At 70.0% G+C, this 24763-nt stretch carries 22 protein-coding genes; 1 reads left to right on the top strand and 21 read right to left on the bottom strand.

Annotated elements, in window-relative coordinates; translation table 11 throughout:
• Window positions 1-73 precede the first annotated feature (73 nt).
• Genes NXI30_25660 through NXI30_25640 form a run of 5 tightly spaced genes read right to left on the bottom strand, consistent with a single transcriptional unit; the run spans window position 74 to window position 6076 of the window.
• Window positions 74-1072 carry an ATP-binding cassette domain-containing protein gene (locus tag NXI30_25660; protein ID MCR9097619.1) on the bottom strand — a complete coding sequence of 333 codons (999 nt, stop codon included), beginning with the start codon at window positions 1070-1072 and terminating at the stop codon, window positions 74-76.
• Window positions 1069-2043 carry an ABC transporter ATP-binding protein gene (locus NXI30_25655; protein MCR9097618.1) on the bottom strand — a complete coding sequence of 325 codons (975 nt, stop codon included), beginning with the start codon at window positions 2041-2043 and terminating at the stop codon, window positions 1069-1071. Before NXI30_25655 ends, NXI30_25660 begins: the two co-directional genes overlap by 4 nt.
• Entirely contained in the window at window positions 2040-3068 is a 1029-nt protein-coding gene (locus NXI30_25650; GenBank protein MCR9097617.1) for an ABC transporter permease, read from the bottom strand. Before NXI30_25650 ends, NXI30_25655 begins: the two co-directional genes overlap by 4 nt.
• Entirely contained in the window at window positions 3068-4030 is a 963-nt protein-coding gene (locus NXI30_25645; protein ID MCR9097616.1) for an ABC transporter permease, read from the bottom strand. Before NXI30_25645 ends, NXI30_25650 begins: the two co-directional genes overlap by 1 nt.
• On the bottom strand, window positions 4031-6076 hold the full coding sequence (locus tag NXI30_25640; GenBank protein MCR9097615.1) for an ABC transporter substrate-binding protein: 2046 nt from the start codon (window positions 6074-6076) through the stop codon (window positions 4031-4033).
• A 260-nt stretch (window positions 6077-6336) separates the two neighbouring features.
• Between NXI30_25640 and NXI30_25635 the strand changes: the two genes are divergently transcribed.
• Window positions 6337-8013 carry a formate--tetrahydrofolate ligase gene (locus NXI30_25635; GenBank protein MCR9097614.1) on the top strand — a complete coding sequence of 559 codons (1677 nt, stop codon included), beginning with the start codon at window positions 6337-6339 and terminating at the stop codon, window positions 8011-8013.
• A gap of 24 nt (window positions 8014-8037) precedes the next feature.
• Here NXI30_25635 and NXI30_25630 read toward each other — a convergent pair whose 3' ends face one another.
• From NXI30_25630 to ftsE, 16 genes are all read right to left on the bottom strand, one after another.
• Window positions 8038-8946 (bottom strand): hypothetical protein, encoded by a 909-nt coding sequence (locus NXI30_25630; protein MCR9097613.1) that lies wholly within the window; start codon window positions 8944-8946, stop codon window positions 8038-8040.
• Window positions 8947-8953: 7 nt separating this feature from the next.
• Window positions 8954-10795 carry a tetratricopeptide repeat protein gene (locus NXI30_25625; GenBank protein MCR9097612.1) on the bottom strand — a complete coding sequence of 614 codons (1842 nt, stop codon included), beginning with the start codon at window positions 10793-10795 and terminating at the stop codon, window positions 8954-8956.
• A gap of 338 nt (window positions 10796-11133) precedes the next feature.
• Window positions 11134-11742, bottom strand: coding sequence for an adenylyl-sulfate kinase (gene cysC, locus NXI30_25620; GenBank protein ID MCR9097611.1), 609 nt, complete (start codon window positions 11740-11742; stop codon window positions 11134-11136).
• Between the two features lie 416 nt (window positions 11743-12158).
• Window positions 12159-12560: a cupin domain-containing protein gene (locus tag NXI30_25615; GenBank protein ID MCR9097610.1), complete on the bottom strand. Its 402-nt coding sequence runs from the start codon at window positions 12558-12560 to the stop codon at window positions 12159-12161.
• A gap of 48 nt (window positions 12561-12608) precedes the next feature.
• The gene (locus tag NXI30_25610; GenBank protein MCR9097609.1) at window positions 12609-13274 is read right to left on the bottom strand and encodes a TetR/AcrR family transcriptional regulator; all 666 of its coding nucleotides are present in this window, start codon (window positions 13272-13274) and stop codon (window positions 12609-12611) included.
• 57 nt (window positions 13275-13331) lie between these two features.
• On the bottom strand, window positions 13332-14528 hold the full coding sequence (locus NXI30_25605; protein ID MCR9097608.1) for a cysteine desulfurase: 1197 nt from the start codon (window positions 14526-14528) through the stop codon (window positions 13332-13334).
• Window positions 14529-14534: 6 nt separating this feature from the next.
• Window positions 14535-14861 carry an iron-sulfur cluster assembly accessory protein gene (locus NXI30_25600; protein MCR9097607.1) on the bottom strand — a complete coding sequence of 109 codons (327 nt, stop codon included), beginning with the start codon at window positions 14859-14861 and terminating at the stop codon, window positions 14535-14537.
• A 118-nt stretch (window positions 14862-14979) separates the two neighbouring features.
• Complete coding sequence (locus NXI30_25595) at window positions 14980-15750, bottom strand: TlyA family RNA methyltransferase (protein ID MCR9097606.1); 771 nt, start codon at window positions 15748-15750, stop codon at window positions 14980-14982.
• 13 nt (window positions 15751-15763) lie between these two features.
• Window positions 15764-17659, bottom strand: coding sequence for a 1-deoxy-D-xylulose-5-phosphate synthase (gene dxs, locus NXI30_25590; GenBank protein ID MCR9097605.1), 1896 nt, complete (start codon window positions 17657-17659; stop codon window positions 15764-15766).
• A gap of 28 nt (window positions 17660-17687) precedes the next feature.
• Window positions 17688-18557: a polyprenyl synthetase family protein gene (locus NXI30_25585; GenBank protein ID MCR9097604.1), complete on the bottom strand. Its 870-nt coding sequence runs from the start codon at window positions 18555-18557 to the stop codon at window positions 17688-17690.
• A gap of 43 nt (window positions 18558-18600) precedes the next feature.
• The gene (xseB, locus tag NXI30_25580) at window positions 18601-18918 is read right to left on the bottom strand and encodes an exodeoxyribonuclease VII small subunit (protein MCR9097603.1); all 318 of its coding nucleotides are present in this window, start codon (window positions 18916-18918) and stop codon (window positions 18601-18603) included.
• 124 nt (window positions 18919-19042) lie between these two features.
• Window positions 19043-20299: an exodeoxyribonuclease VII large subunit gene (gene xseA, locus NXI30_25575; GenBank protein ID MCR9097602.1), complete on the bottom strand. Its 1257-nt coding sequence runs from the start codon at window positions 20297-20299 to the stop codon at window positions 19043-19045.
• Window positions 20296-21813: a S41 family peptidase gene (locus NXI30_25570; GenBank protein ID MCR9097601.1), complete on the bottom strand. Its 1518-nt coding sequence runs from the start codon at window positions 21811-21813 to the stop codon at window positions 20296-20298. Before NXI30_25570 ends, xseA begins: the two co-directional genes overlap by 4 nt.
• 172 nt (window positions 21814-21985) lie before the next feature.
• Complete coding sequence (locus NXI30_25565) at window positions 21986-23149, bottom strand: peptidoglycan DD-metalloendopeptidase family protein (GenBank protein MCR9097600.1); 1164 nt, start codon at window positions 23147-23149, stop codon at window positions 21986-21988.
• Window positions 23146-24051, bottom strand: coding sequence for a permease-like cell division protein FtsX (locus tag NXI30_25560; GenBank protein MCR9097599.1), 906 nt, complete (start codon window positions 24049-24051; stop codon window positions 23146-23148). Before NXI30_25560 ends, NXI30_25565 begins: the two co-directional genes overlap by 4 nt.
• Window positions 24048-24731, bottom strand: a complete 684-nt coding sequence (gene ftsE / locus NXI30_25555; GenBank protein ID MCR9097598.1) for a cell division ATP-binding protein FtsE — start codon at window positions 24729-24731, stop codon at window positions 24048-24050. The genes NXI30_25560 and ftsE overlap by 4 nt, the downstream gene beginning before the upstream one ends.
• Between the last annotated feature and the right edge of the window lie 32 nt (window positions 24732-24763).

Raw genomic sequence — 24763 nt, 5'->3', positions numbered from 1 at the left:
AATGGCCCCCGGATCGGAGGAAACCCCGAGGCGACGCAGAGCGCCTCGCGGACGCTCCCGAGGCGGGCCCGGATCAGGCCGGGGCGTCGCCCTCCTCGGCCGAGAGGAAGCAGCGGCTTGCGCCCCCCTCGATCGGGACCATCGGCGGCGCTTCCCGACGACAGCGGTCCATCACGCGGGGGCAGCGCGTGTGGAAGTGGCAGCCCGGCGGCGGATCCGAGGGCGAAGGGACATCGCCGAGCACAGGAGGCGCCCCGCCCCGGCGGTCCGGGTCGATCGACGGGATCGCCGCGAGGAGACCCTGGGTGTAGGGATGGGCCGGGGTCGCGAAGATGCGCTCCGTCGGCCCCTGCTCGACGATCTTCCCGAGGTACATGACGGCGACCTGATGGGCGAGATAGCGCACGACCGAGAGATCGTGGGTGATGAAGAGGTACGAGAGGCCGAGCTCGACCTGCAGCTCGCGCAGCAGGTTCAGGATCTGGGCCTGGATGGAGACGTCGAGGGCGGAGACCGACTCGTCGCAGACGATGAGCCGGGGCTCGACCGCGAGGGCCCGCGCGATGCAGATGCGTTGACGCTGACCACCGGAGAACTCGTGGGGGTAGCGATCCATCGCCGCGGGATCGAGCTGGACGCGTTCGAGCAGGCGCGCCACGCGCTTCGTCCGGTCGGCCTCGTTCTCGCCGATCCCGAAGGACTCCATGCCCTCGGCGATCTGGTCGCGAATGCGCATGCGCGGGTCGAGACTCGCCATCGGATCCTGGAACACGATCTGGACACGCTGGCGCGCGGCCCGGAGCGTTTCGTCGTCCTGGGCGAGGAGATCGCGGCCCTCGAAGAGGACCTCGCCCTCCTGGGGCGATTCGAGGCGGAGGATCGAACGGCCGACGGTCGTCTTGCCGCAGCCGGATTCACCGACGAGCGCCAGCGTCTCGCCGGGCGCGATCGCGAAGCCGATGTCCGTCGCCGCCTGGACGTGGCCGACGGTCTTGCGGAGCAGGCCCTTCTTGATCGGATACCACGTCCGCAGGCCGGACACGCGGAGCAGCTCGTCGCGCAACTCGCTCATGCGCCCTCTCCGTCCTGGACGTGGCACCAGACGCGACGCCCCTCTTCCGGCGCAGTCTCCTCCGGGAAGACCGTGTCGCAACGCTCGATCCGCTTCGGGCAGCGCGTGGAGAAGCGGCAGCCGGCGGGCCACTGATCCGGCGACGGAACGACCCCGGCGATCTCGGGACGCGCCTCGCCCGGCGCGGCGAGGGCCGGGATCGATCGGAGGAGCCCCTGGGTATAGGGATGTCGCGGGTCGCTCAGGAGCGCCCGGCGCTCGGCGACCTCCACCAGCCGACCGGCGTACATGACCGCGACGCGATCTGCGAGCTCGTTCACGATCCCGAGATCGTGGGTGATGAGCAGGATCGCCGCACCGCGACTGCGCTGGAGGTCGCGCAGGAGCGACAGGATCTGCGCCTGAACGGTCACGTCGAGAGCCGTCGTCGGTTCGTCGGCGATCAGGATCTCGGGACGCGTCGCGAGCGCCATCGCGATCATCACGCGCTGCTTGAGTCCGCCCGAGAGCTGATGGGGATAGGCATCGAGCCGCGCTTCCGGGTCGGGGATCCCGACCTCGACGAAGAGCTCCCGCGTCCGGGCCCTTGCATCCGCCGTCGACACGTCCTCGTGGAGCTGGATCGCCTCGATCACCTGGTCTCCGGCGCGCATGACCGGATTCAGGCAGGTCATCGGCTCCTGGAAGATCATCGCCATGCGTGCGCCGCGCACCTTGCGCATCTCGGTCACGGGAAGGTCGAGCAGCTCCGTCCCGTCGAGCCGAACGCTGCCGGACACGACGCGGCCCGGCTTCGGCACGAGTCGCATCGCCGAGAACGCCGTCATCGACTTGCCGGAGCCGGACTCGCCCACGAGGGCGAGGACCTCGCCCCGGTGGAGGTCGAAGGAGACGCCGTCGACGACCGGGAGCGGCCCCCCCTTCGACGGGAAGGCCGTCCGCAGATCCCGCACCTCGAGCAGCGCCGTCATTCGCCGCCTCGCGTCGTCCGCGGGTCGAGCACGTCGCGGATCGCATCGCCGACGGCGTTCACCGCCAGGATCAAGCCGAAGAGTGCACTGCCGGCCGCGCCGATGTTCCACCACACGATCGGGCTGCGGGAGAGCTCGTCGCGGGCGCCGTCGATCATCTGCCCCCAGCTTCCGTCGACGCCGATTCCCAGCCAGGAGAGCGTGGCCTCCGACAGGACGAGACCGCTGAAGGTGAGCACGAAGGTGATCACGATCAGGTGGGCCAGATTCGGGAGGATGTGCCGGCGGATGATCCGCGACTCGGAGACACCGAGCGCGCGGGCCGCCTGGACGTAGTCGAGCTCCCGGAGCTTGAGGGTCTCCGCGCGGGAGAGGCGACAGAAGCCGACCCAGCCCGTCACGGCCAGGGCGATGCAGACGGAGACCGTGCTGCGCCCCATGACCATGATCAGGGCGATCAAGAGGAGCAGGCCCGGGATCGCGGCGAGGGTCGAGATCAGGAAGAAGACCACGTCGTCGATCCGCCCGCCGAAGTAGCCGGCGGAGACGCCGAAGAAGAGCGCCAGCGGAATCGCGATCAGGCTCGTCAGGCCGCCGATCAGGAGCGCGACCCGCGCGCCCTTGAAGACCATGTAGAGGACGTCGCGACCGAGGATGTCGGTCCCGAGCAGGTGGCTCCCGGGGTGGCGGAGGGGCTTGCCGCCGTAGAACTCGATCGACGCCAGCGGCGCCGAGTAGCTCGCCTCGCGCGTGTCGAGGAAGAGCCGGTCGATCAGCGAGAGCGGCGCGTTCGGGAGCACGCCGACCGCATCCTCCGGCACGCCGCCGACCCAGGCGATCGAATCGGCGACGCCGATGCCCAGGTAGATCCCCACGACGACGATCGCGAAGCGCCGACGCCGCCAGAGCTCCGCGGCCGCTTCGCGCCAGAGCCGCTGGCCGCGCACGATCCGCGCCGCCCAGGCGATGCCCGCGAGCAGGAGCACGGTCAACGCGTTCGACCAGACGTACGCCTCGATCTCCATCACTCGACCCTCACCCGCGGATCGACGAATCCGTACGAGATGTCCGTCGCGACCTGACCGAAGATGAAGAGCAGGGCTCCGACGTACACCATCGTCCGCAGCGTCGCGAAGTCGTTCGCCTGGATCGCGTCGAAGGTCATCGAACCGAGTCCGGGGATGCCGAAGAAGGCTTCGAGCAGCAGCGATCCCATGAAGAGGAACGGAATCGCGGTCACGACCCGGGTCAGGATCGGGATGAGCGCGTTTCGGAGGACGTGCCGCGTCATGATCCGGGGCTCGCTCGCGCCCTTCGAACGGGCCGTGCGGACGAAATCACGGCTGCTCTCTTCGAGGAAGACCGTCCGGTAGAAGCGCACGTCCCCGCCGACGCCGGAGAGGATCCCGACCAGGATCGGCAGCGCGAGAAATCGCGGCAGCATCATCGGATCCGCGTCGAAGCCCGAGATCGGGTACCAGCGCAGCAGCTTCCCGACCACGTATTGGCCGCCGATGATGTAGAGGAGCGTCGAGACGGACATGGCAAGGACGCAGAGGAAGACGCCCATCCGGTCGATGTAGGTCTCGCGGAAGAACGCGACGAGGAGCGAGAGCGGGATCGCCGTCAGCAGTCCGAGCACCAGGAGCGGCACGGTCAACGTGAGCGAGGGCCCGGCGCCCGCGCGGATCCGATCGACGATCGGCGAGTCGTCCGCGTCCGAGAGACCGAAGTCGAAGGTCAGCATCCTCCGGTAGTGGTCGAAGAGGAGGTTCTCCTCGAAGTCCTGCCAGGGCCAGAGCGGACGGTCGTAGCCGTGGTTCTCGAGCCAGACGGCGATCGCCTCCGGCGGCACCTTGTCGCCGAGGGCCTTCCGCGCGATGTCCTCCGGCTCCGTGACCGCGAAGAAGAGCACGAAGAGCAGGAAGAGCACGCCGAGCACGACGCCGACGCCGTAGGCGAGTCGTCTGAGGACGTAGGCGCCCATCTACTGACGCTCCTCGAGGTAGGTTCGAACGCCCGGGACGATCACCAGGAAGGCGAGGAAGAGCAGCGTCCAGGCCGGCCAGAGCACCGGCTCGTTCCACTCTTCGCGAAGCGCGCGCCGCGCCTCCGGATCGATGTCCCGGTACTGGTAGGTCGGGATCGACAGCCCCATCGGCTTCACGTTCTTCACCCAACCCTGATAGAGCGAGTAGTCCTCGCGGTGGAAGAGCTCGATCCAGGGGCGCTCGCGCTCGAGAATCGAGCGCATCTCGCGAATTTCGGCGATCCGCTCCGGCCCGTTCTCCCGCGCCTTCATCGAGACGAAGAGCTCGTCGAAGCGGTCGTCCATGAAGTTCGCCGCGTTGGGCCCGCCGGCCACGCTGCGCGCCATCTTCGACCAGAGGAGAAAGAAGAAGTTCTCCGGGTCCGGGTAGTCGGCCACCCACCCGAACTGGAAGACCTGATAGTCGCCGCGGCGAATCTTGTCCTGGAACTGATTGTAGTTCGTGGGCCGGATCGCGACGTCGATCCCGATCTCGCGCCAGGCGTTCGTGAAGAAGCGGACCTGGTTGAGACCGGCGGTCGTGGTGTTCGCGGTGTCGAAACCGAGCTTCAGCGCTTCGTTCGTCGCGGGATCGATCCCGCCGGGATAGCCGGCTTCCACCATCAGCTCGCGAGCGCGCTCGAGATCGAGACGTCGATTCGGGTTCTGGTAGTCGGAGTCGAACCCGTAGATGCCCGGCGGCAGCGGGGACTGCGCGACGACCCCGCGGCCGTTGTTGAAGATCCGCAGGAACTCGCCGACGTCGAGCGACAGGCTCATCGCCTGACGGAGCTTTCGGCTCCGCTCCCCCCCGGCGCGCCCGATCACCTCGTCGTCGAAGTTGAACCCGATGTAGAACACGTCCGGGGAGACACTCTTCCCCAGGCGCATCCCCCTCTCCTTCATCTCCTCGGAGAGTCCCCCTTCGACGACGACGCTGTCGAAGCTCTCCTTGATGATGCCCGACGCGTCGTAGTAGCCCTGGATGAACTTGTTGAAGCGCGGGATGTTCTCCTTCTCGCGGACGACGATCACGCGGTCGATCAGCGGGAGCGACCGGCCGGCGTATTCGGCCCGCCCCGAGTCCACGTCGCTTTCCTCGGCCGGCTCGGGGAAGACGGCGGCGGGCGCCCGCCACTCGGGATTCCGCACTCCGTACCAGTTCGGGTTCTTCTCGAGCACGTAGCGCGCATGCTTGTCGTACTCGGCCAGGTAGAAGGGACCGGCGCCGACGGGGTGGTCGTCGAAGCGCGGTCGCCCGCCCTGCCCGTCGTAGTACGCGACGGCCTCCCAGGGCACCGGCGTCGAGAACTCCATCGCGAACCAGTACCGGATCTGCGGATAGGGACGGTGGAGCGTGATCTCGAGCGTCCAGGGCGTGGGCGTCGCGATCCCGCGGATCCCCCCGAGCTCGGCGTACTGTTCGTGGACCGGTCGCGCCGCGAAGGCTTCGTCCGCCTCCCGACGCTCGGCCAGGGCCGATCCAAATTCCTGGAACCCGTCGATGTTCGCGAAGGGCTCGATCACCGGGCTGCCGACCTTCGGGTCGGCGAGGCGCATCAGCTGGAAGGCGACGTCACCCATCACGATCTCGCGCGTCCGCGCGCCGGGTGCTCCGAGCTCGAAGCACGCGTCGTCCGCGAAGAGGAGGCCCTTCCGGAGCACGAAGCGATAGCGACTCCGCCCCTCGCCGAGGTCCTCGACCGTGGGCAGCGCGGCGGCGAGCCCCGGCATCAGCTCGAGGGGCCGCTTCAGGAAGTGGTACTTGAGCAGCGTCTCGTAGACGGCCCCCGTGACGGAGTGGGCGACCGTGGTGTAGGCGGTCGCCGGATCGAGGGTCCGGGGCGCTTCCGTGAAGGAGCTGTAGAGGATCTTCTGCCCGGGCGGCTCCGGCGGGTAGGGATCGTTCGAGCACGCGGTGAGCACGAGCGTGAGCGCGAGGCCCAGCCCGACGAGGACGCAGCGACCCCGCCGCTGCTCGATCACGCGATGCCCCCCCGACATGCGCAATGGACTCGAACCCCCCAGTTCTGCTCGAATTTCCGTTCCAGGCCGGATTCTAGTGGCTTCGTCGCGGTAAAGGAAAAGATTTTCCGTAGCCGCGCGGCGCCCCGGGTCCCGGAAAGCTCGACCGGGTGCTGGACGTGACCCCGTATCGGCAGAATGGCGCCGCTCAATGAGCGAGGAGAGAACCCCGTCCCGAGAGCACGGGGTCGAGACGGACGTGCTGGCGCCGGTGCTCCGGCCGGGGGACGATTGACGCCATGCCGAGCGACGTCGAGATTGCCCAGGCCGCGCGCCCCCGCCCGATCGACGAGATCGCGGGGGCGCTCGGGATCCAGACCACCGACCTCCACCGCTACGGGGAGGACGTCGCCAAGATCGACCTGGCCGCCCTCACCCGGGAGCGACCGGCGGCGCGTCGCGAGCCCGGCCGACTGGTGCTGGTCTCCGCGATCACCCCCACCCCGGCGGGCGAAGGCAAGACGACGACGAGCATCGGACTGGCCGACGGCCTCGCGCGGATCGGCGAGTCCGTCGCCCTGGCGCTCCGGGAACCCTCGCTCGGACCGTCGCTGGGGCTCAAGGGCGGTGCCGCGGGCGGCGGCTACGCGCAGGTGATCCCGATGGAGCGCATCAACCTGCACTTCACCGGGGATTTCCATGCGATCACGAGCGCACACAACCTCCTGGCCGCGCTGATCGATAACCACCTCCACCACGGCAACGACCTCGACCTCGACCCTCGCCGCGTGCTCTGGAAGCGCGTGATGGACATGAACGATCGCGCCCTGCGCGACATCGTGATCGGACTGGGCGGGAAGACCGGCGGCGTTCCGCGCGAGAGCGGCTTCGACATCACGGCCGCTTCCGAAGTGATGGCGATCCTCTGCCTCGCGGAAGGCATCGAGGACCTGCGCGAGCGGCTCGACCGGATTCTCATCGGCTTCGATCGCGCGGGCAATCCGGTCGTTGCGAAATCCCTCGGTGGGACCGGCGCGATGCTCGCGCTGCTTCGCGATGCGCTCCGCCCGAACCTCGTGCAGACCCTCGAAGGCACACCCGCCTTTCTGCACGGTGGCCCCTTCGCGAACATCGCCCATGGCTGCAACAGCGTGCTCGCCACCCGCATGGCCCTGCATCACGCCGACTGGACGATCACCGAGGCGGGCTTCGGGTTCGACCTCGGGGCCGAGAAGTTCTTCGACATCAAGTGCCGCGCGGCCGGCCTCGACACCGCCGCGGTCGTGCTGGTCGCGACGATCCGGGCGCTCAAGATGCACGGCGGCGTCGCTCGGAGCGCGCTCGGCCAGCCCGACATCGAGGCGCTCGAGCGGGGACTGCCGAACCTCGAGAAGCACCTCGAGAGCATCCGCTGTTTCGGAGAGACGCCGATCGTCGCGCTGAACCGCTTCGGTGAGGACTCGCCCGAGGAGCTCGATCGCGTCATCGCGTTCTGCGAATCGCTCTCGGTGCCCGTCGCCCTCGCCGATCACTTCGCCCACGGCGGCGAGGGCACGGAGACACTCGCCCGCCTGCTCGTCGAGCACGCCGAAGAGAGTCCCTCGCCCTATCGCCCGCTCTACGCGCTCTCCGATCCGGTCCAGGAGAAGATCGAGGCGGTCGCCCGGACGATGTACGGCGCGAGTGGCGTCGAGTTCACGAAGAGCGCGAGACGCGACCTCACCGAGATCGATCGCCTCGGCCTGGGCGACCTGCCGATCTGCATCGCCAAGGTCCCGGGCTCGCTCTCCGACGACGCGCGTCTGCGCGGACGCCCGAGCGGCTTCGACATCACCGTGCGCGGTCTGCAGATCAACGCGGGCGCCGGCTTCCTCGTCGCGCTGACCGGCGAGATCCTGCGCATGCCCGGCCTGCCCGCCCGTCCGCTCGCAGAGCGGATCGACGTCGACGGGGATCGCATCACCGGCCTCGAATAGCCGTCACGCGACGGCCTCGAACGGCTAGCCGTCGCGCCCCCGCATCGTTTCCGGAAGCTGGAAGACTTCGTCGGTCAGCTCCGGCACGAAACGAACCCGCTTCCACTGGAAGCGGGCCTCCGAGGCGGTCGCGGGGGATTCCAACGTCACGCGCTTCGGGAACCGGGACTCGTCCGGACCTTCGATCGCGACGTAGTCTTCGAAGCGGACGCGGTACCGGATCACGCCGCCGGGATCGAGCCCCCGCACCTCCACGAGTTCCTCCATCTCGTCGAAGAAGAAGAGCTGGCCCCCCGTCGCGACGACCGCGCGTTCGGGGAGGGCGCACTCCGGCGAAGCGGAGACGTCGAGCGGGTCCTCGGCCAGGCAGGCCGCCTCTGCCCCGTCCGTGGGCCAGGCGAAGGCGATCGCGAGGCGCCCGGACGGCTCGAGCCAGGCCCCCGCGTGCAGGGTCCCGTCGGCGGGGCGCGGCCCGGCAAGCAGGAGACCGACGAGCTCGTCCGGAGCGAGGTCGATCTTCGTCAGGTTCCAGAGGAGCGCGCTCGAGACGCGGCCGCGGGAGACCTCGCCCGTCGACGCGTCGAAGAAGCCGTAGTCGAGCCCATCGGTCACGAGGATCGCCGCGAGCTGATCGAAGAGGCCGAGGATCTCGAAGCGGAGTCGGGCCGGGCGCGCGAGGGCGATTCGCTGGGGACGGTTCAGCTTGAAGTCGGGTCCCGAGAGCGCGACGCGGGCGCTGCCGGTGAGCCCGGCCCGCTCGCTCGCTCGCGAGGCGTGGCGTGCGAGGACACGAGCCACCCGCTCGTCGGCGAAGGCGAGGGGTTGGCCCTCGGGCACGATCGGAAGCGCCGGGCGCCGGTCGAGACATCCGGCCAGACTCGCGGCGATCGCGAGGAGTGCGACGAGGCGCACTGCCCGAAGGGGCAGGCTCACGGCCTTCTCACTGAGCAGGACTCGACGCCCCGAGGTCGCGCCGCAGACTCTCGAGCTTGTCGTAGAGGTTCGGCTGTTCGTCCTCGCGCACGTCGAGGGTCACGGCCTCTTCGTAGTACCCGAGCGCTCCGCGCTTGTCTCCACGAAGCAGCAACACGTCACCGAGGTGCTCGGACACGACCGAGTCGCCGCCGGTCAGCTCTGCCGCGCGCATGAGCGCCGTCTCCGCCCGCTCGAGCAGGCGAAGCGCCTCGTCCTCGTCCTTGGCCGCGAAGCGCTCCTCGGCCCTCCGGTAGTAGACCCAGCCGAGGGAGTCCGTGATGTAGCCGTCGTCGGGGGACAGCTCGAGGGCCCGCGCGATCATGCGCTCCGCTTCCTCGAGATTCTCACCCTCGTCCGCCCACGTGTAGCCGATGTAGTTGAGCGCGTTCGCGTCGTCCGGGTCGAGTTCGAGGACCTGCTGCATGTACTCGACGGAACGATCGGCGTCGCCGGCGATGCCGTACTGGACGCCCAGCTGGTAGAGCACGTCGCGGTCGTCGTCGCTGCCGTCGAGGAGTCCTTCGAGCAGCGCGACGCCGCCTTCGAAGTCCCCGATCTCGATCCGCAGGGCGGCGGCATGGAAATCCAGCTGCCGATTCGGTCGGAGAGCGCGAAGACGGTCGACCTCGGCGAGGGACTCGGCCTTGCGGCCGGCCTGCTCGTGGATCGCCGCCATCTGCAGCCGCGCGTCGACGTAGTTGGCCGCGGTCGGGGCGATCGTTTCGAAGATGGCGAACGCGCGCTCGTCGTCCCCGAGCGCGCGCTTGATCTGCCCGAGGGCGAAGGCGAGGTCGGGCTGGTCCGGCGACTTCTCGAGCACGACCTCCAGCCGCCCGGCGGCGGACTCGTAGCGCCCCGCGGAGAACTCGATCTGCGCGAGGCGGCGGAGCGTGCGCACGTCCTCGGGATAGTTCTCGACGATCAACGAATAGGTCGCGATCGCCCCGTCGATGTCGTTCTCCTCGAGCTGGGCCTGGCCCATGCGCTGAAGGACGCCGTAGTGGTTCGCGTGACTGCGAAGCACTTCCCGGTAGACGGCGATCTCTCCTGCACGATCCCCGCGCTGGCGTTCGATCTGCACCAGGCGCATGTACAGGAGGAAATTGTCCGGGAAGTTCTCGAGGGTCCGGCGTACGACGGCGGTCGCCGCGTCGAAGTCGCGGCGCTGCTCGTACACGGTCGCCAGTCCGAGCGGGCCACGGAGCTGGTCCGGCTCCATCTCGCTGAGCTGGCGCGCGAGGTTCTCGGCCTCGTCGAGGTCGCCGCGTTCGAGGCTGACCTGATAGAGCTGGGACGCGGAGTCGGCGTCCAGGGGCCGCCCGTCCCGATCGCGCAGCACGCGATCGAGTCCTTCGTAGTTCTGCTCCAGGCTGTAGAGACGGCCCAGGAAGAGACGGACCTCGACCTGGTCCGGCGCGAGCTCGAAGGCCCGCTCCGCCTGGTCGACCGCGAGATCGACGTCGTCGAGCTGCCAGTGGAGCCGCGCGAGCCGGTCCGCGATGAAGGCCGAGTTCGGATCCTTCTCGGCGGCCCGCAGGTAGGCCTCGCGGGCGCCTTCGAGGTCACGGTCCGCCTTGGCCAGCTCGCCGACCAGCACGTCGTAGTCCGCCGAGCGTTCCGCTCGGATCTCGCGAAGGGCCGGGGCGCGCCGCTCGGCCCGCCCGTCGCCCACGGTCCACTTCGGCGAGGGGACCGAGGCACAGCCCGCACTTCCCAGGAGGATCAGCGTCGCGGCCACCGCGAGCCAGGACCGCCCGGCACGTCCTCGCACCGGACTCGGCATCGCCATCTCGGCCGCTTCGCTCACATCTCCCCCTCGTTCCCTGCGATTCCAGGCACTTGGGACACCGACCGAACCGACCGGGTGTCCGCGTACCGCGGCCGAGAGAGTCACCCTTCGACCCTCTCCTGTCGACTGCGCCTCGAGGAACGCAGGGCGCGGGGTTCCCCCCTCCCCCGCTTCCAGCTTCGAAATGCAGCGCGGCCCTTTCCCGTCCTGCATCGACGGAAAAGGGCCGCGACTGGAGATCAGCGCCGAGCGCACACCGCCGGATTCCAACAGGAGCCCTCGGCGCAAGACAGGCCCCAAGAAGGGGCCTGCCGAGAGGCGCGAAGCGCCGACTGGAGAGCGCCGCGTAGCGCCGACTAGGAGAGGTATCCGCTCTTGTCGAGGAACGCGATCAGCTGGGCGACGCTCTCGTCGACCGACTGCCCGTTCGTGTCGAGCGCGAGCTCGGCGTTCAGCGGCTCCTCGTACGGCGCGGAGATGCCGGTGAACTCCGGGATCTCGCCCGCGCGGGCCTTCTTGTAGAGACCCTTCACGTCGCGGCCTTCGCAGGTCTCGACCGAGGCCTGCACCCAGGCCTCGATGAAGTCCCCCTCGCCCATGATCTCGCGGACCTGGTCTCGGTCGGCGCGATACGGCGAGATGAAGGACGTGAAGCAGATGATGCCGGCGTCGGTGAAGAGCTTCGACACTTCGCCGATCCGCCGGATGTTCTCCGTCCGATCCTCCGGCGAGAAGCCGAGGTTCGAGTTGAGGCCCATGCGGATGTTGTCGCCGTCGAGGATGTACGTGAGGTGGCCCTTCTCGGCGAGCGCCTTCTCGGCGGCCACGGCGATCGTCGACTTGCCGGAGCCGGAGAGCCCCGTCAGCCAGATCGTGCAGCCCTTCTGGCCGAGCTTCTTCTCGCGGTCGTCACGGCTGACCTGACCTTCGTGCCACGTGAGGTTCTTTCCCTTGGGTTCCGACACTTGCTTCTTCCTTCTCGGGTTTCGGACGGGAGCGCCGTCCGCCGGCCGGGTCGGCCGCCGCTGCGCTCCGGGTGATGGGTGCGATGCGAACGAGAGGGCGCGACGTACGCGCCCTGTTCCGCGGATTCGCCGCGCGCGGGGGTCGGGCCGCTCCGGTGACCGGTCACCGGCCCGAGAGCACGGGCGGGATTCCGGGACGGGCCAAGACCCATCGGAGCGCCGAGGGTGACCGGGGGTCGCGCTGCGGCGGCGGCACTATAGCGGACCGGTCCCGATCCGCTGGCCGGGCTCCGAGCGCTCGGAGCAGGCTTCGAGGGGCCGCGACTCGTCCCGAGCCGGCGTGGATCGACGATCGGGCACCCAGCCCCACCCTGGGGGCAAACCGTCCACGCGCTTCCCGGCGACTCGTCGCGCGCTCAGGCGGGGTCGTCCGCCGACCTCGGGTCGTCCGCCCAGGACACGTCGTCCTCCCCCGAAGCCGTCACGAAGAAGAGCGTCACGCCCGCTCTCGCGTGCTGGCGATGCCAGACGCCGGAGGGAACGACGGCGACCGAGTCCTTGCCCAGCGACTCCGTCACGTGACGCCCATCGTCGGCGAGCAGCGTCAGCTCGACCGCGCCATCGAGGACCATCAGCAGCTCGTCCTGCGGGTGCCGCTCCCAGGGCGACTGCCCTTCGAAACGGAGCAGTCCGGTCATGCATTCGTTGAAGGTCCCGAGCGGCCTCATCGCGGCATCGTGATCCGCTTCCGTCGCGTTCGGCGACAGCTTCAGGGGCTTCAGGTTCGGGACGATCGCACCGAGCTCATACGCTTCCACGGGTGGGTCCTCCTTTTGCGTACACGTAAACAAAAAGCAGGCCCTTGGTCAATCCCATTCGTGGAGCCCGTCGAGGAGGGCCCCCAGGTGGGCGCGATAGTCGTTCCGTGCGCGGACGGCTTCCCATTCCCGGGACAACGTCGCCAGAACCGGGAAGGCGTCGCGATCGGGATTCTCGTAGAGCGCCCGCTGCATCGACGCCTCGGGCGACGAGCCCGTCAGTGCGTCGTACCCGCGCTGGACGAGCAACGACCCGATCGTGAGACGCCAGATCGCGTCGATCACTCGAACCGATTCGCGCTCGGAGAGACCCGCGTCCCGAAGCGCACCGCCGGTCCGCTCCATGAACCAGAGGATCGATGGGCCCATCTTGTCGCCTGCCGCCAGTACCTCGACCGCCCAGGCGTGCTCGGTCAGGCATGCATGGATGGCACACCAGAGCTTGATCACCCGAGCGCGGGGCCGCTTCGGGAGCCTCGGCCTCGGGATCTCGGCCGCGACCTGGTCGAGGACGAGCACCAGCAGGTGGTCCTTGTCCTGGACGTGGCGGTACACGGCCATCGGCGAGCTTCCCAGCGCCGTACCGACCGCGCGGATCGTGAGCGACTCGACCCCTTCCTCGAGCAGGATCCGTGTCGCCGCGTCGACGACCTGATCGCGGGAGAGTCGGGGGCGGCGCCCCCTCTTTGTCGGACGCGCTCCGCCGGCCGCCATGGGCGCGGAGTATACACGTACACTCCCCGCGCGAGGCGCCCCGGGGAGACACCGCGCTCAGCTCTTCGGCTTCTGTGCGCGCACGGCCCCGACGATCCGCTCCGCCGCATGGTCCACGTCGGCGGGCGTGTTGTGGCGCCCGAACCCGATCCGGAGCGTCGCCTTGGCGAGGGCGGGCGTGTGCCCGAGGGCGAGCAGCACGTGGCTCGGCTCGGGCTTCGCGGAGCTGCAGGCGGAGCCGGACGAGATCGCGAGCCCGCCGAGATCCGCGAGGAGCCGCTCGCCGTCGATGCCTTCGAACGAGACGTTCAGGTTCGCGGCCAGACGCTCGTCGCGGGGTCCGTTCCAGCGCACGCGTCCGGGAAGCGCGGTCGCGAGTGCCTGCCAGAGCCCGTCCCGCAGATCGGCGAGCCGCTTCGACTCCGCCTGGCGCTCGCCCTCGGCGATCTCGTAGGCGCGCGCGAGTCCGACGATGAGCGCAACGGGCAGCGTCCCCGAACGCAGTCCGCCTTCGTGTCCGCCCCCGAACTGGCGCGGCGCGAGCTTCACCCGCGGTTGCCCGCCGCGGCGAACGCGGAGAAAGCCCACGCCCTTCGGTCCGTAGAGTTTGTGGCCCGACACGCTCACGAGGTCGAGGCCCTGCGCCCGGGCATCGAGCGGGATCTTGCCCGCCGCCTGGGCCGCGTCGGTATGGAAGACGATCCCGCGCGCGTGGCATCGCCCGGCGATCTCGCCCACCGGCGCGATGATCCCGATCTCGTTGTTCGCCGCCATGACGGAGACCAGTCGCGTGTCGTCACGCAACGCGTCGTCCAGATCGTCGAGGGAGACGCGTCCCTCCCCGTCCACGGGAAGCTCGGTGAGCTCCCAGCCGCGGGCGATCAGGGCGCGGCAGGGGTCGAGGACCGCGGGGTGCTCGGTGGCAACGGTCACGAGATGCCCGGGCGGCGCCGCCGCGTCGGCGAGACCGAGGATCGCCAGATTGTTGCTCTCGGTCGCTCCGCTCGTGAAGACGATCTCCCGCGGCTCCGCGCCGACCAACTCCGCGATCCGCTCCCGCGCGAGATCCACCGCGGCTTCCGCCCGCCACCCGAAGGCGTGGGTCGTGCTCGCGGCGTTCCCGAACTCGGACTCGAGATAGGGCGCCATCGCCTCGCGAACCCGCTCGTCGATGGGCGTGGTCGCGTGGTGGTCGAGGTAGGGAACGCGAGGGGAGCGGTCGGGATCGGGAGAGGCGCCCGAGCGATCAGACACCGTTCATCAGGCGGCGAAAGAAGAGCCGCATCCGCAGGTGTTGGAGGCGTTCGGGTTCTCGATCTTGAAGCCCGACTCCTGGAGCGTATCGACGAAGTCGAGGACCGAGCCGACCAGGTAGAGCGCACTCTTCTCGTCGACGATCACCTTGACGCCCTCGGCCTCGATCTCCGCGTCGACGTCGCGCACGACGTCGTCGAAGGAGAGCTGGTACTGGAGTCCGGAGCAGCCGCCGCCGATCACCTTCATGCGGAGGCCATGAGTCTCGAGCTTGTCGTCCTCGGCGAGCAGCGTTCGAATCTGCGCGGCCGCTTCCGTCGTCACGTCGATCATCCGGGAACTCCTTCTTCGCAGCACCGGCCGGAACCGGCGCATCGCGGGCATTCGGGACCATAGCAGCCCGGCCCCTCCCCATCCGCGTGGGGCGAACCTGGTCCCGCGGGACCCGGAATCAACCCCCTGCCCCTTCATCGTCCCCGGCGCCGGATATCCAGAGGAAGATCTCGCGGTTGCCCTTGGGACCGGGCACGGCGCTGTCCACGCGCCCGAGCTCCCGGCGGCCGAGGGAGGCCGCTGCGGCCGCGACCGCGTCCACGGCCTCGGCCCTCCGCGCGTCGTCGCGAACCACCCCGCCCTTCCCCACGTGATCGCGCCCGACCTCGAACTGGGGCTTCACGAGGAGCAGGCCGTCGGCAGCCGGCGCGCAGGCATCGATCGCGGGCAGGACCAGCGTGAGGGAGATGAAGGAAACGTCGACGACGAAGAGATCGAAGGGCCCCGGGAACTCGGCCGGGTCGAGGTGCCGCGCGTTCACCCGCTCGTGGACGTCGACCCGCGGATCGAGCCGGAGCCGGGAGTGCATCTGGGAGTGCCCGACGTCGATCGCGCAGACGTGGGACGCCCCCCGCTTCAGCAGGCAGTCGGTGAAGCCCCCGGTGGAGGCGCCGACGTCGAGAGCGCGCAGACCGGTCGGGTCGAAGCCGAAATGGTCGAGGGCGGAGGCGAGCTTGTCGCCACCGCGAGAGACGAAGGCGCGGGCGCCGCCCTTGAGGCGCACGGACTTCTCCGGCGCGATCCGCGTCCCCGCCTTGTCCATGGGCGTGTCGTCGACGAGGACCCGGCCCGCGAGGATCAGCGCCTGCGCCGCGCTCCGACTCTCGGCGAGGCCTTCGCGGACGACCCGCTCGTCGAGTCGCTCACCCCGGGCGGCGGCGGGCGCCAAGGGAGTACGGGGATCAGTCCGCGGCCGCGACGAGGGCGCGGGCGGCGGCGGCGATGTCCGGCGAGGCGAGCCCGAGGGTCGCGGCGGATTCGCCGTGCTCGATCAGCTTGTCCGGGATGCCGAGGGTCCGGACCGGCGTCCGGATCCCTTCCTCGGCCAGCAGCTCGAGCACCGCGCTCCCGAAGCCACCCATCGCGCTGTGTTCCTCGATGGTGACGACGGTGCGGACGCGGCGGGCCAGGTCGAGGATCCGTTCGCGGTCGAGCGGCTTCACGAAGCGCGCATTGAGGACCGCGCTCGAAATGCCTTCGCTCGCGAGCTCACCGGCCGCCTCGACCGCCGGATGGACGGTGTTGCCGATCGCGATCAGCGCGACGTCGTCGCCGTCTCGCAGGAGCTCCGCCTCGCCCATGGCGATCTCCTTGACGTCGGGATCGAGCGCCGTCCCGATCCCCGAGCCGCGCGGGAAGCGGATCGCCGACGGGCCCGGGTACTTGATCGCGGTCGCGAGCAGGTGCTGGAGCTCGTTCTCGTCCTTCGGAGCCATTACGACCGCGTTCGGCAGCGTTCGCAGGTAGGCGTAGTCGAAGAGTCCCTGGTGGGTCGCGCCGTCGGCACCCACGAGCCCGGCCCGGTCGAGGGCGAAGGTCACGTCGAGGTTCTGCAGGCAGACGTCGTGCACGACCTGGTCGAAGGCCCGCTGGAGAAAGGTCGAGTAGATCGCCGCGACGGGCTTCATGCCCTCGGCGGCAAGACCCGCAGCGAACGTGACCGCGTGCTGCTCGGCGATTCCGACGTCGTAGAAGCGCTTCGGAAGCTTTCGCTGGAACTTGTCGAGGCCGGTGCCCGAGGCCATCGCCGCGGTGATCGCGACGATCCGCTCGTCCTCGCGCGCGAGCCGGATCAGCGTGTCCGAGAAGACGTTCGTGTAGGTCGGCGGCGCCGCCTTCTTGGGCGCGAACTTTCCGCTCTCCACGTCGAACTGGCCGACGCCGTGGTACTTGAGCGGGTCGGCCTCGGCCGGCGCGTAGCCGTGGCCCTTCTCGGTCATCGCGTGGATCAAGACGGGACCGCCGCCGTTCGCGACGAGCTCCTTCACGTTCTCCATCGTCTCGAGGACGATGTCCATGCGATGTCCCTGGATCGGACCGACGTAGCGGAAACCGAGGGCCTCGAAGAGCATGCCGGGGGTGAAGAAGGTCTTGACCGACTCCTCGGCCTTCCGGGCCCAGTGGAGCATGTCGCCAGGGAGGCCGTCGAGGAACTCGCGCGCCCAGCCCTTCATGCGGCGGACCATCGGCGCCGAGAGCTTTCTCGAGAGGTAGGAGGAGAGCGCGCCGACGTTCGGATCGATCGACATCTCGTTGTCGTTCAGGACGACGATCAGGTTGTTCTCGTCGAGGTGACCCGCGTGGTTCAGGGCCTCGAAGGCCATGCCCGCGGTCATCGAGCCGTCGCCGATCAGGGCGATGACCACGCCGTCCTCGCCCTGGTGGAACTTCGCGCGCGCCATCCCGAGGGCCGCCGAGATCGACGTCCCCGCGTGGCCGGCGCCGAAATGGTCGAACTCGGACTCGGTCCGGCGCAGGAACTTGGACATGCCCCCGCGCTGGCCGATCGTCTCGAAGTCCTCGCGCCGGCCCGTCAGCATCTTGTGCGGGTAGCCCTGGTGACCGACGTCGAGGATCAGCCGATCGCTCGGCGTGTCGAAGACGTAGTGGATCGCCGTAATCAGCTCGACGGCGCCGAGGCTCGACGCCAGATGGCCGCCGGTCTGCGAAACCCGTGAGAGGATCTCGTGGCGGATCTCGGAGGCCACCTGCTCGACCTTGTCGCGCGGAAGCTTGCGCAGATCGGACGGGCGCTCGATCTCGTGGAGCAGCGGTCGCGTCTCGTTTGCGTCGCTCATCGCCGTCCCCGTCTTCCGCATCGTCCGCTCATCGTTCTCTCCGGATCGCGAAGCGCGCCAGCGCCCGCAGCGGCTCCGCCGCCTCGCCCCACCCATCGATCTCGCCGAGGGCCCGGTCGAGCAGCCCTTCTGCACCGTGCTTCGCGTCGTCGATCCCCTGGAGCCGGAGGATACTCGCTGCCTCGCCCGAGTCCGCATCGAGCACGTCGTCAGCGATCTGGAAGCCGATGCCGACGTCCCGCGAGAAGCGCTCGAGCGCCTCGCGCTGCCCGGCGTTGGCGCCCGCCAGCATCGCCCCGCCCTCGATCGAGGCACGGAAGAGCGCGGCGGTCTTGCGCGCATGGATGGACGCGAGGAAGCCCGCGGAGGTTCCCCCCGTGTCCCCGCCCGCCGCTTCGAAGGCGAGATCGTCGACCTGTCCGCCGACCAGCCCGAGCGCGCCGGACGAGCGCGAGAGCAGCCCGACCACGTCGAGGCGGATCTGCGCATCGGCGGCGTGCGCGTCCTCCGACAGGACCGAGAAGGCCTCGGTCAGGAGCGCATCACCGGCCAGGACCGCCGTCGCCTCGTCGAAGGCCTTGTGGACCGTCGGCCGACCCCGCCGCAGATCGTCGTCGTCCATGCAGGGCAGGTCGTCGTGGATCAGCGAATACGTGTGGACGAGCTCGACCGCGACGCCGAGCGGAAGCGCCGCCTCTGCGGGCCCTCCGACGGCCTCGGCCGCAGCGAGCGCCATGACGGGCCGCAGCCGCTTGCCGCCCGGGAAGAGCAGGTGCCGCATCGCGCCGGCGAGGTTCGCCGGGATCGGCGCCTCCCCGCTCGCGAGGCCATCGAGGCGCGCTTCGATCGCGCGATCGACCAGCGGAATCCGTTCCGCCATGTACGCTGCGACATCCACCGGCAATCCTCAGGCCGCTCGCGCGGCGTCCCTGACCGACCGCTCAGTCGTCGGGATCTTCGTCATCGTCCTCGTCCTGCTCGAAGGCATCGTCGAAGGGCTCGCTCGCCCACTCGCCGTCGGCGCCCTCCCGGTCCGCCACCAGGATTTCGATCCGCCTCTCCGCGGCCTCGAGGGTCTCCGTGCACTGCCGAGACAGCCCCACGCCCTTCTCGAAGAGCTCGAGCGCCTCTTCGAGGGGCATCTCCCCCTCTTCGAGGCGACCGACCGTCGTCTCCAGCTGCTCGAGGGCACCCTCGAAGCTGAGGGGCTCGGGGGCCTCCTGATTCTGCGCGGCGGCTTTGCTGCTCTTGGCGGCCATGGGACCTCGATCGGTGTTCCCGACTCTAACCGTGGACCCGGTGTGCGTCAACGCGACACATGCCCCGAACCCCTTGGAATCGAAGGACTTTTTAGCGCAGCGAATCGTTTCGCCCGGCCTCCGGTCAGGCCCGGTCCGCGTCCTCGGCGGGGTCGAGTCGCGTGACCTCGACGCCGAGCGCCCCCTCCGCGAGCTGCACGTCGAGGGTCTCGCCGACCGCCACGTCCGTCGCCCGGCGCACGACCCGGCCGTCCTCGCTCCGGCGCGCCAGGGCGTAGCCCCGCCCGAGCACGGCGAGCGGACTCATCGCATCGAGCCGCGCCGCCAACTCGCCGACCCGCCGCCTCCGCCGATCGACGTGGCGCCGGATCGCCGCGAGGGCCGCCGTTCGCGCCCGGGCCTCGCGGGTCCGCGCGAGCGCGACCCGCGCCTGCGGGCTGCGCGCATGGAGGACCTCGACGGACCGCTCGACCCGATGCCGCGCCGAATCGAGCTCCGACTCGATCGCCGACACCAACCGTCGCGTGTCCCGCTCGACGAGCCGTGCGAGCGCCTCCCCGTCCGGGAGCGCGACCATCGCCGCCGCCGACGGCGTCGGCGCACGCACGTCCGCGACCAGGTCCGCGATCGTCACGTCGGTCTCGTGTCCGACCCCCGCGACGACGGGGACCGGGCAGTCCGCGATCGCATGGGCCACCGCCTCGGTGTTGAAGGCCCAGAGATCCTCGAGGGAGCCGCCGCCGCGCACGACGAGCACCACGTCGACATCCGGCGCAGAGGCGACGCGACCGATCGCCGCGGCCACCTGCGCCGGCGCCTCGTCGCCCTGGACGAGCGTCGGCGCGATCAGGATCGGTGTCCCCGGGAAACGCCGCCCGGCGACCTTGAGCACGTCACGGACGGCCGCGCTCGTCGGCGAGGTCACCAACCCGATCCGCTTCGGGTATTCGGGCAACGGGCGTTTCCGCTCCTCGTCGAAGAGACCCGCCGCCTGCAGGCGCTTGCGCAGCTGCTCGAAGGCGAGCTGGAGCGCACCCACCCCGCGCGGCTCGAGCGTCCGCACGACGAGCTGGAGATCGCCGCGAGCGGCGTAGATCGAGACGTCCGCCTCGGCGACGACCTCGAGCCCCTCTTCGAGGCCGAAGCGGACGCTTCGCGCCGCGCCGCGGAAGAGTGCGCAGCGGATCTGCCCCTCGTCGTCCTTGAGCGTGAAGTAGGCGTGCCCCGAGCGCGCCTCGTGGAGATTGCTGATCTCGCCGACGACGAAGACGTTTCCGACGCGCTGCTCGAAGAGGCCCTGGAGGCCGCGGAGCAGCTGGCCGACACCGAGCAACCGCGGCTCGCGCCGGCGCGGGCGCACCCCACCGACCTCGCTCGTCACGAACCCTCGGCCGCTGCGACCGTCGCGCCGTCGGTCGCTTCGCCGTCCCGCTCTTCGCGCATCTTCCGCAGATCCTCGAAATAGGTCCAGCTCTTGAGGACCTCGACCGCGCGGGCGAGCTGCACGTCGACGGGCTCAGCCTGCTCGGACGCTTCCAGCGCCTGGGTCTCTCCGTCGGGAGCGGCTCCATCCGCGGGCGACTGCTCGTGTTCGAGGATGCGAGTCGGCGGCGCGGTGCCCCCGTCGAGCTCGGTGGCGTCCTTCTGGGTGAAGTGCCCCTGCAGGTCCTTCTCTCTCACGCGACGCCGGCTCGGCAGTCGGCCGCCCTCCGAGTCGCCCCGCTGGACGAGCAGGTCGGGCTGGATGCCGACCTCCTGGATCGAACGACCCGCCGGCGTGTAGTAGAGGGCGGTCGTGATCCGCAGGCAGGCGCCGCCGTCGAGGTCGTAGATCGTCTGTACGGAGCCCTTGCCGAAGGTGGGCACGCCGAGCACGAGCGCGCGGTGATGGTCCTGGAGGGCGCCGGCGACGATCTCGGAGGCGCTCGCGCTGCCCTCGTTCACGAGCACGACGACCGGGTAGTCGGGCTCGCGCGTCGCGTCGCCCGCCGGAAACTCCGTCCGTTCCCGCTCGTCGCGTCCCTGCGTGTAGACCACGAGACCTTCGCCGAGCCAGGCGTCTGCGACCTCGACCGCCTGGTTGAGCAGCCCGCCCGGGTTGTCGCGCAGATCGAGGACGAGTCCTTCGAGCGGCCCCTCGTTCACCTCGCGCAGCTCGTCGAGACTCCTCCGAACGTCCGCGCCGGTTCGTTCCTGGAACGAGGAGATCTTGAGGTGCCCGATCCCGGGCTCCACGATCTCGTCGCGGACCGACGCGACCTTGACTGTGTCCCGCTCGATCTCGTAGCGCCGGGGTTCGGCGAGGCCTTCGCGGAGGACGTAGATCGAGATCGTCGTGCCGCGCTTGCCGCGCATGAGCGAGACGGCCTCGACGAGACTCATCTCCGTCGTGCCGCGACAATCCTCGGTCCAGTCCGCCGGCTTCTCGGTCGGACAGATCGAGGTGATGCGGTCGCGGGCCTGGATGCCGGCGCGAGAAGCGGGGGTGCCGTCGATCGGGGAGACGACCTCGATGAACGCGCCGCTCGCCTTCGAGATCTCGATGCCGATCCCGTGGAACTCGCCGCGGGTCTCGACCTTCATGTCCTCGCAGGCGTCCGGCGTCATGAAGGCCGAGTGCGGATCGAGGTCCTCGAGGATCCCCTTCATCGCCGATTCCATCAGCGCGTGTTCGTCGACCTCTTCGACATAGTGGCTTCGCACGCGTTCGAGCACGCTCGTGAAGACGGCGAGATCCTCGTAGCGCTGGGCGCGGCGATCGCGCTCCTCGTCGGCGAGCGCGGTGAGGGGCTGCGCGGCGAGCGCGATCGAAGCCACGAAGAGGGCCCCGGCAGCGCGTCGCAGGCGCGAGGCCAGCCCGCCTCGGGAGGGGTGGGTGGACGGTCGCTCGTTCACGTCGAGTCCTCATGGTCCCGCCCGCAGCCATGCGCGGGAACGGGTCGTGATCGGGGGGCGTCCGGTTTCGGACGAAGCCGGGACGGTAGCAGTTCCGCTCTGGCCCTCGGCGAGGTCCGGAAGCCTGGACGACACCGGAGAGCGCGGCGCGACCGGGACGGTGCGACCGCGCTCACGCCCGTGGGTCCAGCAGCCACGGCTCCGGATCGACCGGCTGCCCGTTCTCGCGGAGCTCGAAGTAGAGACTCGGCCCGTAGAGCGAACCGGTCTCGCCGACGGTGCCGAGGGGCTCTCCGTCTTCGACCGGTGTCCCGACCTTCACGTGGATCGCGTCGAGGTGACCCGAGATCGTGTGGAAGCCGTCGCCGTGGTCGACGATCACGATCCGACCGTAGCCGCGGAACCAGCCCGCGAAGCGGACGAGTCCCGGCGCGACGGCCCGCACGCTCACGCCGGCTTCGGCGCCGAAGTCGATGCCGCTCCGGAAGGTCGTGGTCCTGAACTCGGGGTCGATGACCTTGCCGAATCGTTCGACGACCTTCGCCGCCACCGGCGGCGCGAGCTTGCCCTTGCGCTCGCGGAAGCCGCCCCCGACGCCGCCGCTCGAGGCGCGCGAGCCGAGGTTCCGGATCGTCTCCTCGAGGGCCTGCGCGGCCTGCTCGAGTTCGAGGAGGAGCCGCCGCTCCGTCGTCCGGTCTTCGCGGACCCGCACGAGGATCGTGCCCTTCTGCTCGCGCTCGCCGGCGAGGCGCTTCGCGTGGCCCGCGAGGCGCGCGTCCGCCTCGCGTCGCTCTTCGAGGGCCGCCCGTTCCCTGGCCTCGACGGCCTCGAGCCGGTCCCGCTCCTCGGCATGGCGCGCCACGAGGCCCGCGTCGTGCCGCACGAGCACGCGGAGGGCGCTCGCGCGGGTGAGCATCTCGGGCAGCGATTCCGAAGAGAAGAGGACGCGAACGGGACCGAGCTCGCCGCCGCGATAGAGCGCGACCGCCCGCGCGGAGAGTGCGCGCTGGGTCGAGCTGAGGGCCGAGCGCGCCCGGTCGAGCTCCGGGCCGAGCGCATCGACCCGCGTCTGGGCCTGCACCACGTCGCGTCGCGCCGCGTCGCGCTCGCGGATCACGTCGGTCAGTCGCCGGTCCACGTCTTCGAGCTGCTCGAGGAGCGCCCGTTCGTCCGCCTCGTGACCCGTGACGCGCTCGCGGCTGTCGTGGATGCGATCACGCAACGCATCCAGCTCTTCCTGGCGATCCTGCGCCGACGCCGTCGACGCGAGGAGGACACCGAGCACACACGCCGACACGCACGCCGACACACACGCGGTGAACGATCCGCGACTCACGACTCGCCGCGCCAGCCCGCGAGCGCCGTCATCGCCCCGAGCAACCCGAGCCCGGCCCCCGACGCGACGAGCGAGAGCGCCTCGCTCCACGTGAAGAAGGAGAGCTCGGCCCGGCCGACGAGGAGCTCGAGCCCGTAGCGGAGCTGCGGCAGCAGCAGCTCGTACGCCCCGAAGACGACGACCAGCGCGACGACGCCGCCGAGCATGCCCTGGAGCGTCCCCTCGAGCAGGAAGGGCACGCGGACGAAGGTCCGGCTCGCGCCGACCAGCGCCAGGATGTCGAGCTCGTCGCGCCGCGCGTAGAACGCGAGGCGGATCGTGTTCGCCACGATCAGCAGCGCCGCGAGACCCAGCACGAGGCCGATGCCCCAGGCGCCGCCGCGGATGAGCGCGACCGCACGGGTGTAGCCCTCGATCCATTCCTCTCCGTGGGCGAGCTCGTCGATACCCGGCAGACCGTCGAGGGACTCGCGCAGGGTCGCGAGGGACGCCGCCGTGCGCGCGTCCGGCCGAAGCTCGATCTCCAGGGAGGCGGGCAGCGGATTCTCCTCGAGCCCTTCGAGGAGCGCCCCACCCCCGGCGATCCGCTCGAAGCGTTCGAGGGCCTCGTCCTTCGTCACGAGCTCGACGGCCGCCACTCCGGGGGCCGCCGCGACCCGCTCCGCGAGCGGGGTGAGCTCGGACTCCGGCAGATCGGGGTCGAGGTAGGCGGTCAGCTGCAGCTCCGCGCCGAAGTCGTCGAGGATCCCGGTCATGTTGCCGACGAGGAGCGAGGCGCTCCCCACGAGCACCAGGACGACGGCGATCGTGAGCACCGCGAGGAGGCTCGTCGCACTCGCCTGCCGCACGCCGCGCAGGGCGTTGGCGAACATCACGCGGAGCAGGACGAGGACGCGACTCATGCGCTGCTCCCGAGGGCGGCCGTCGCGGCGGGCAGGTCCTCCGCGATGCGGCCGTTCTCGAGGCGAAGCATGCGCTTGCCGTAGCGGTCGATGAGCGAATGGTCGTGGGTCGCGACGATCACGGTCGTTCCCCGGGTCGCCGCCGCCATGATCAGGTCCATGATCTCGATCGTGAGCTCCGGGTCGAGATTGCCCGTGGGCTCGTCGGCGAGCAGGATCTCCGGCTCGTTCACGAGCGCACGCGCGAGAGCGACGCGCTGCTGCTCGCCGCCGGAGAGCGACTTCGGATGATGAAAGCGGCGGTGCTGCAGTCCGACCGACTTGAGCAGCTGGAAGACGCGGGTGCGCGCTTCGCGCCGCGGCGTCCCGATCACGTCGAGGGCGAGCCGCACGTTCTCCTCGACGGTCCGGTCGTCAAGGAGCTTGAAGTCCTGGAAGACGACGCCGACTCGACGACGCAACGCGGGCACGGCGCCGGCTCCGAGGCGCGCGACGTTCCGTCCGAGCACGAGGATCTGGCCTTCGGACGGCTCCGTCGCCGCGAAGATCAGCTCGAGCAGCGTCGTCTTGCCCGCACCGGACGCGCCGGTCAGAAAGACGAACTCGCCGCGGCGCACCTCGAGCGAGATGTCGTGCAGCGCGTACTGCCCCGCCATGTACGACTTCGACACGTGGTACATGCGGACCGGCGGCTCGCCGGCCGGATTGGTCA

This window comes from bacterium (assembly GCA_024742285.1).
Lineage (GTDB): Bacteria > Myxococcota_A > UBA9160 > UBA9160 > UBA4427 > UBA4427.
This window is presented reverse-complemented; position numbering and strand designations above follow the sequence as displayed.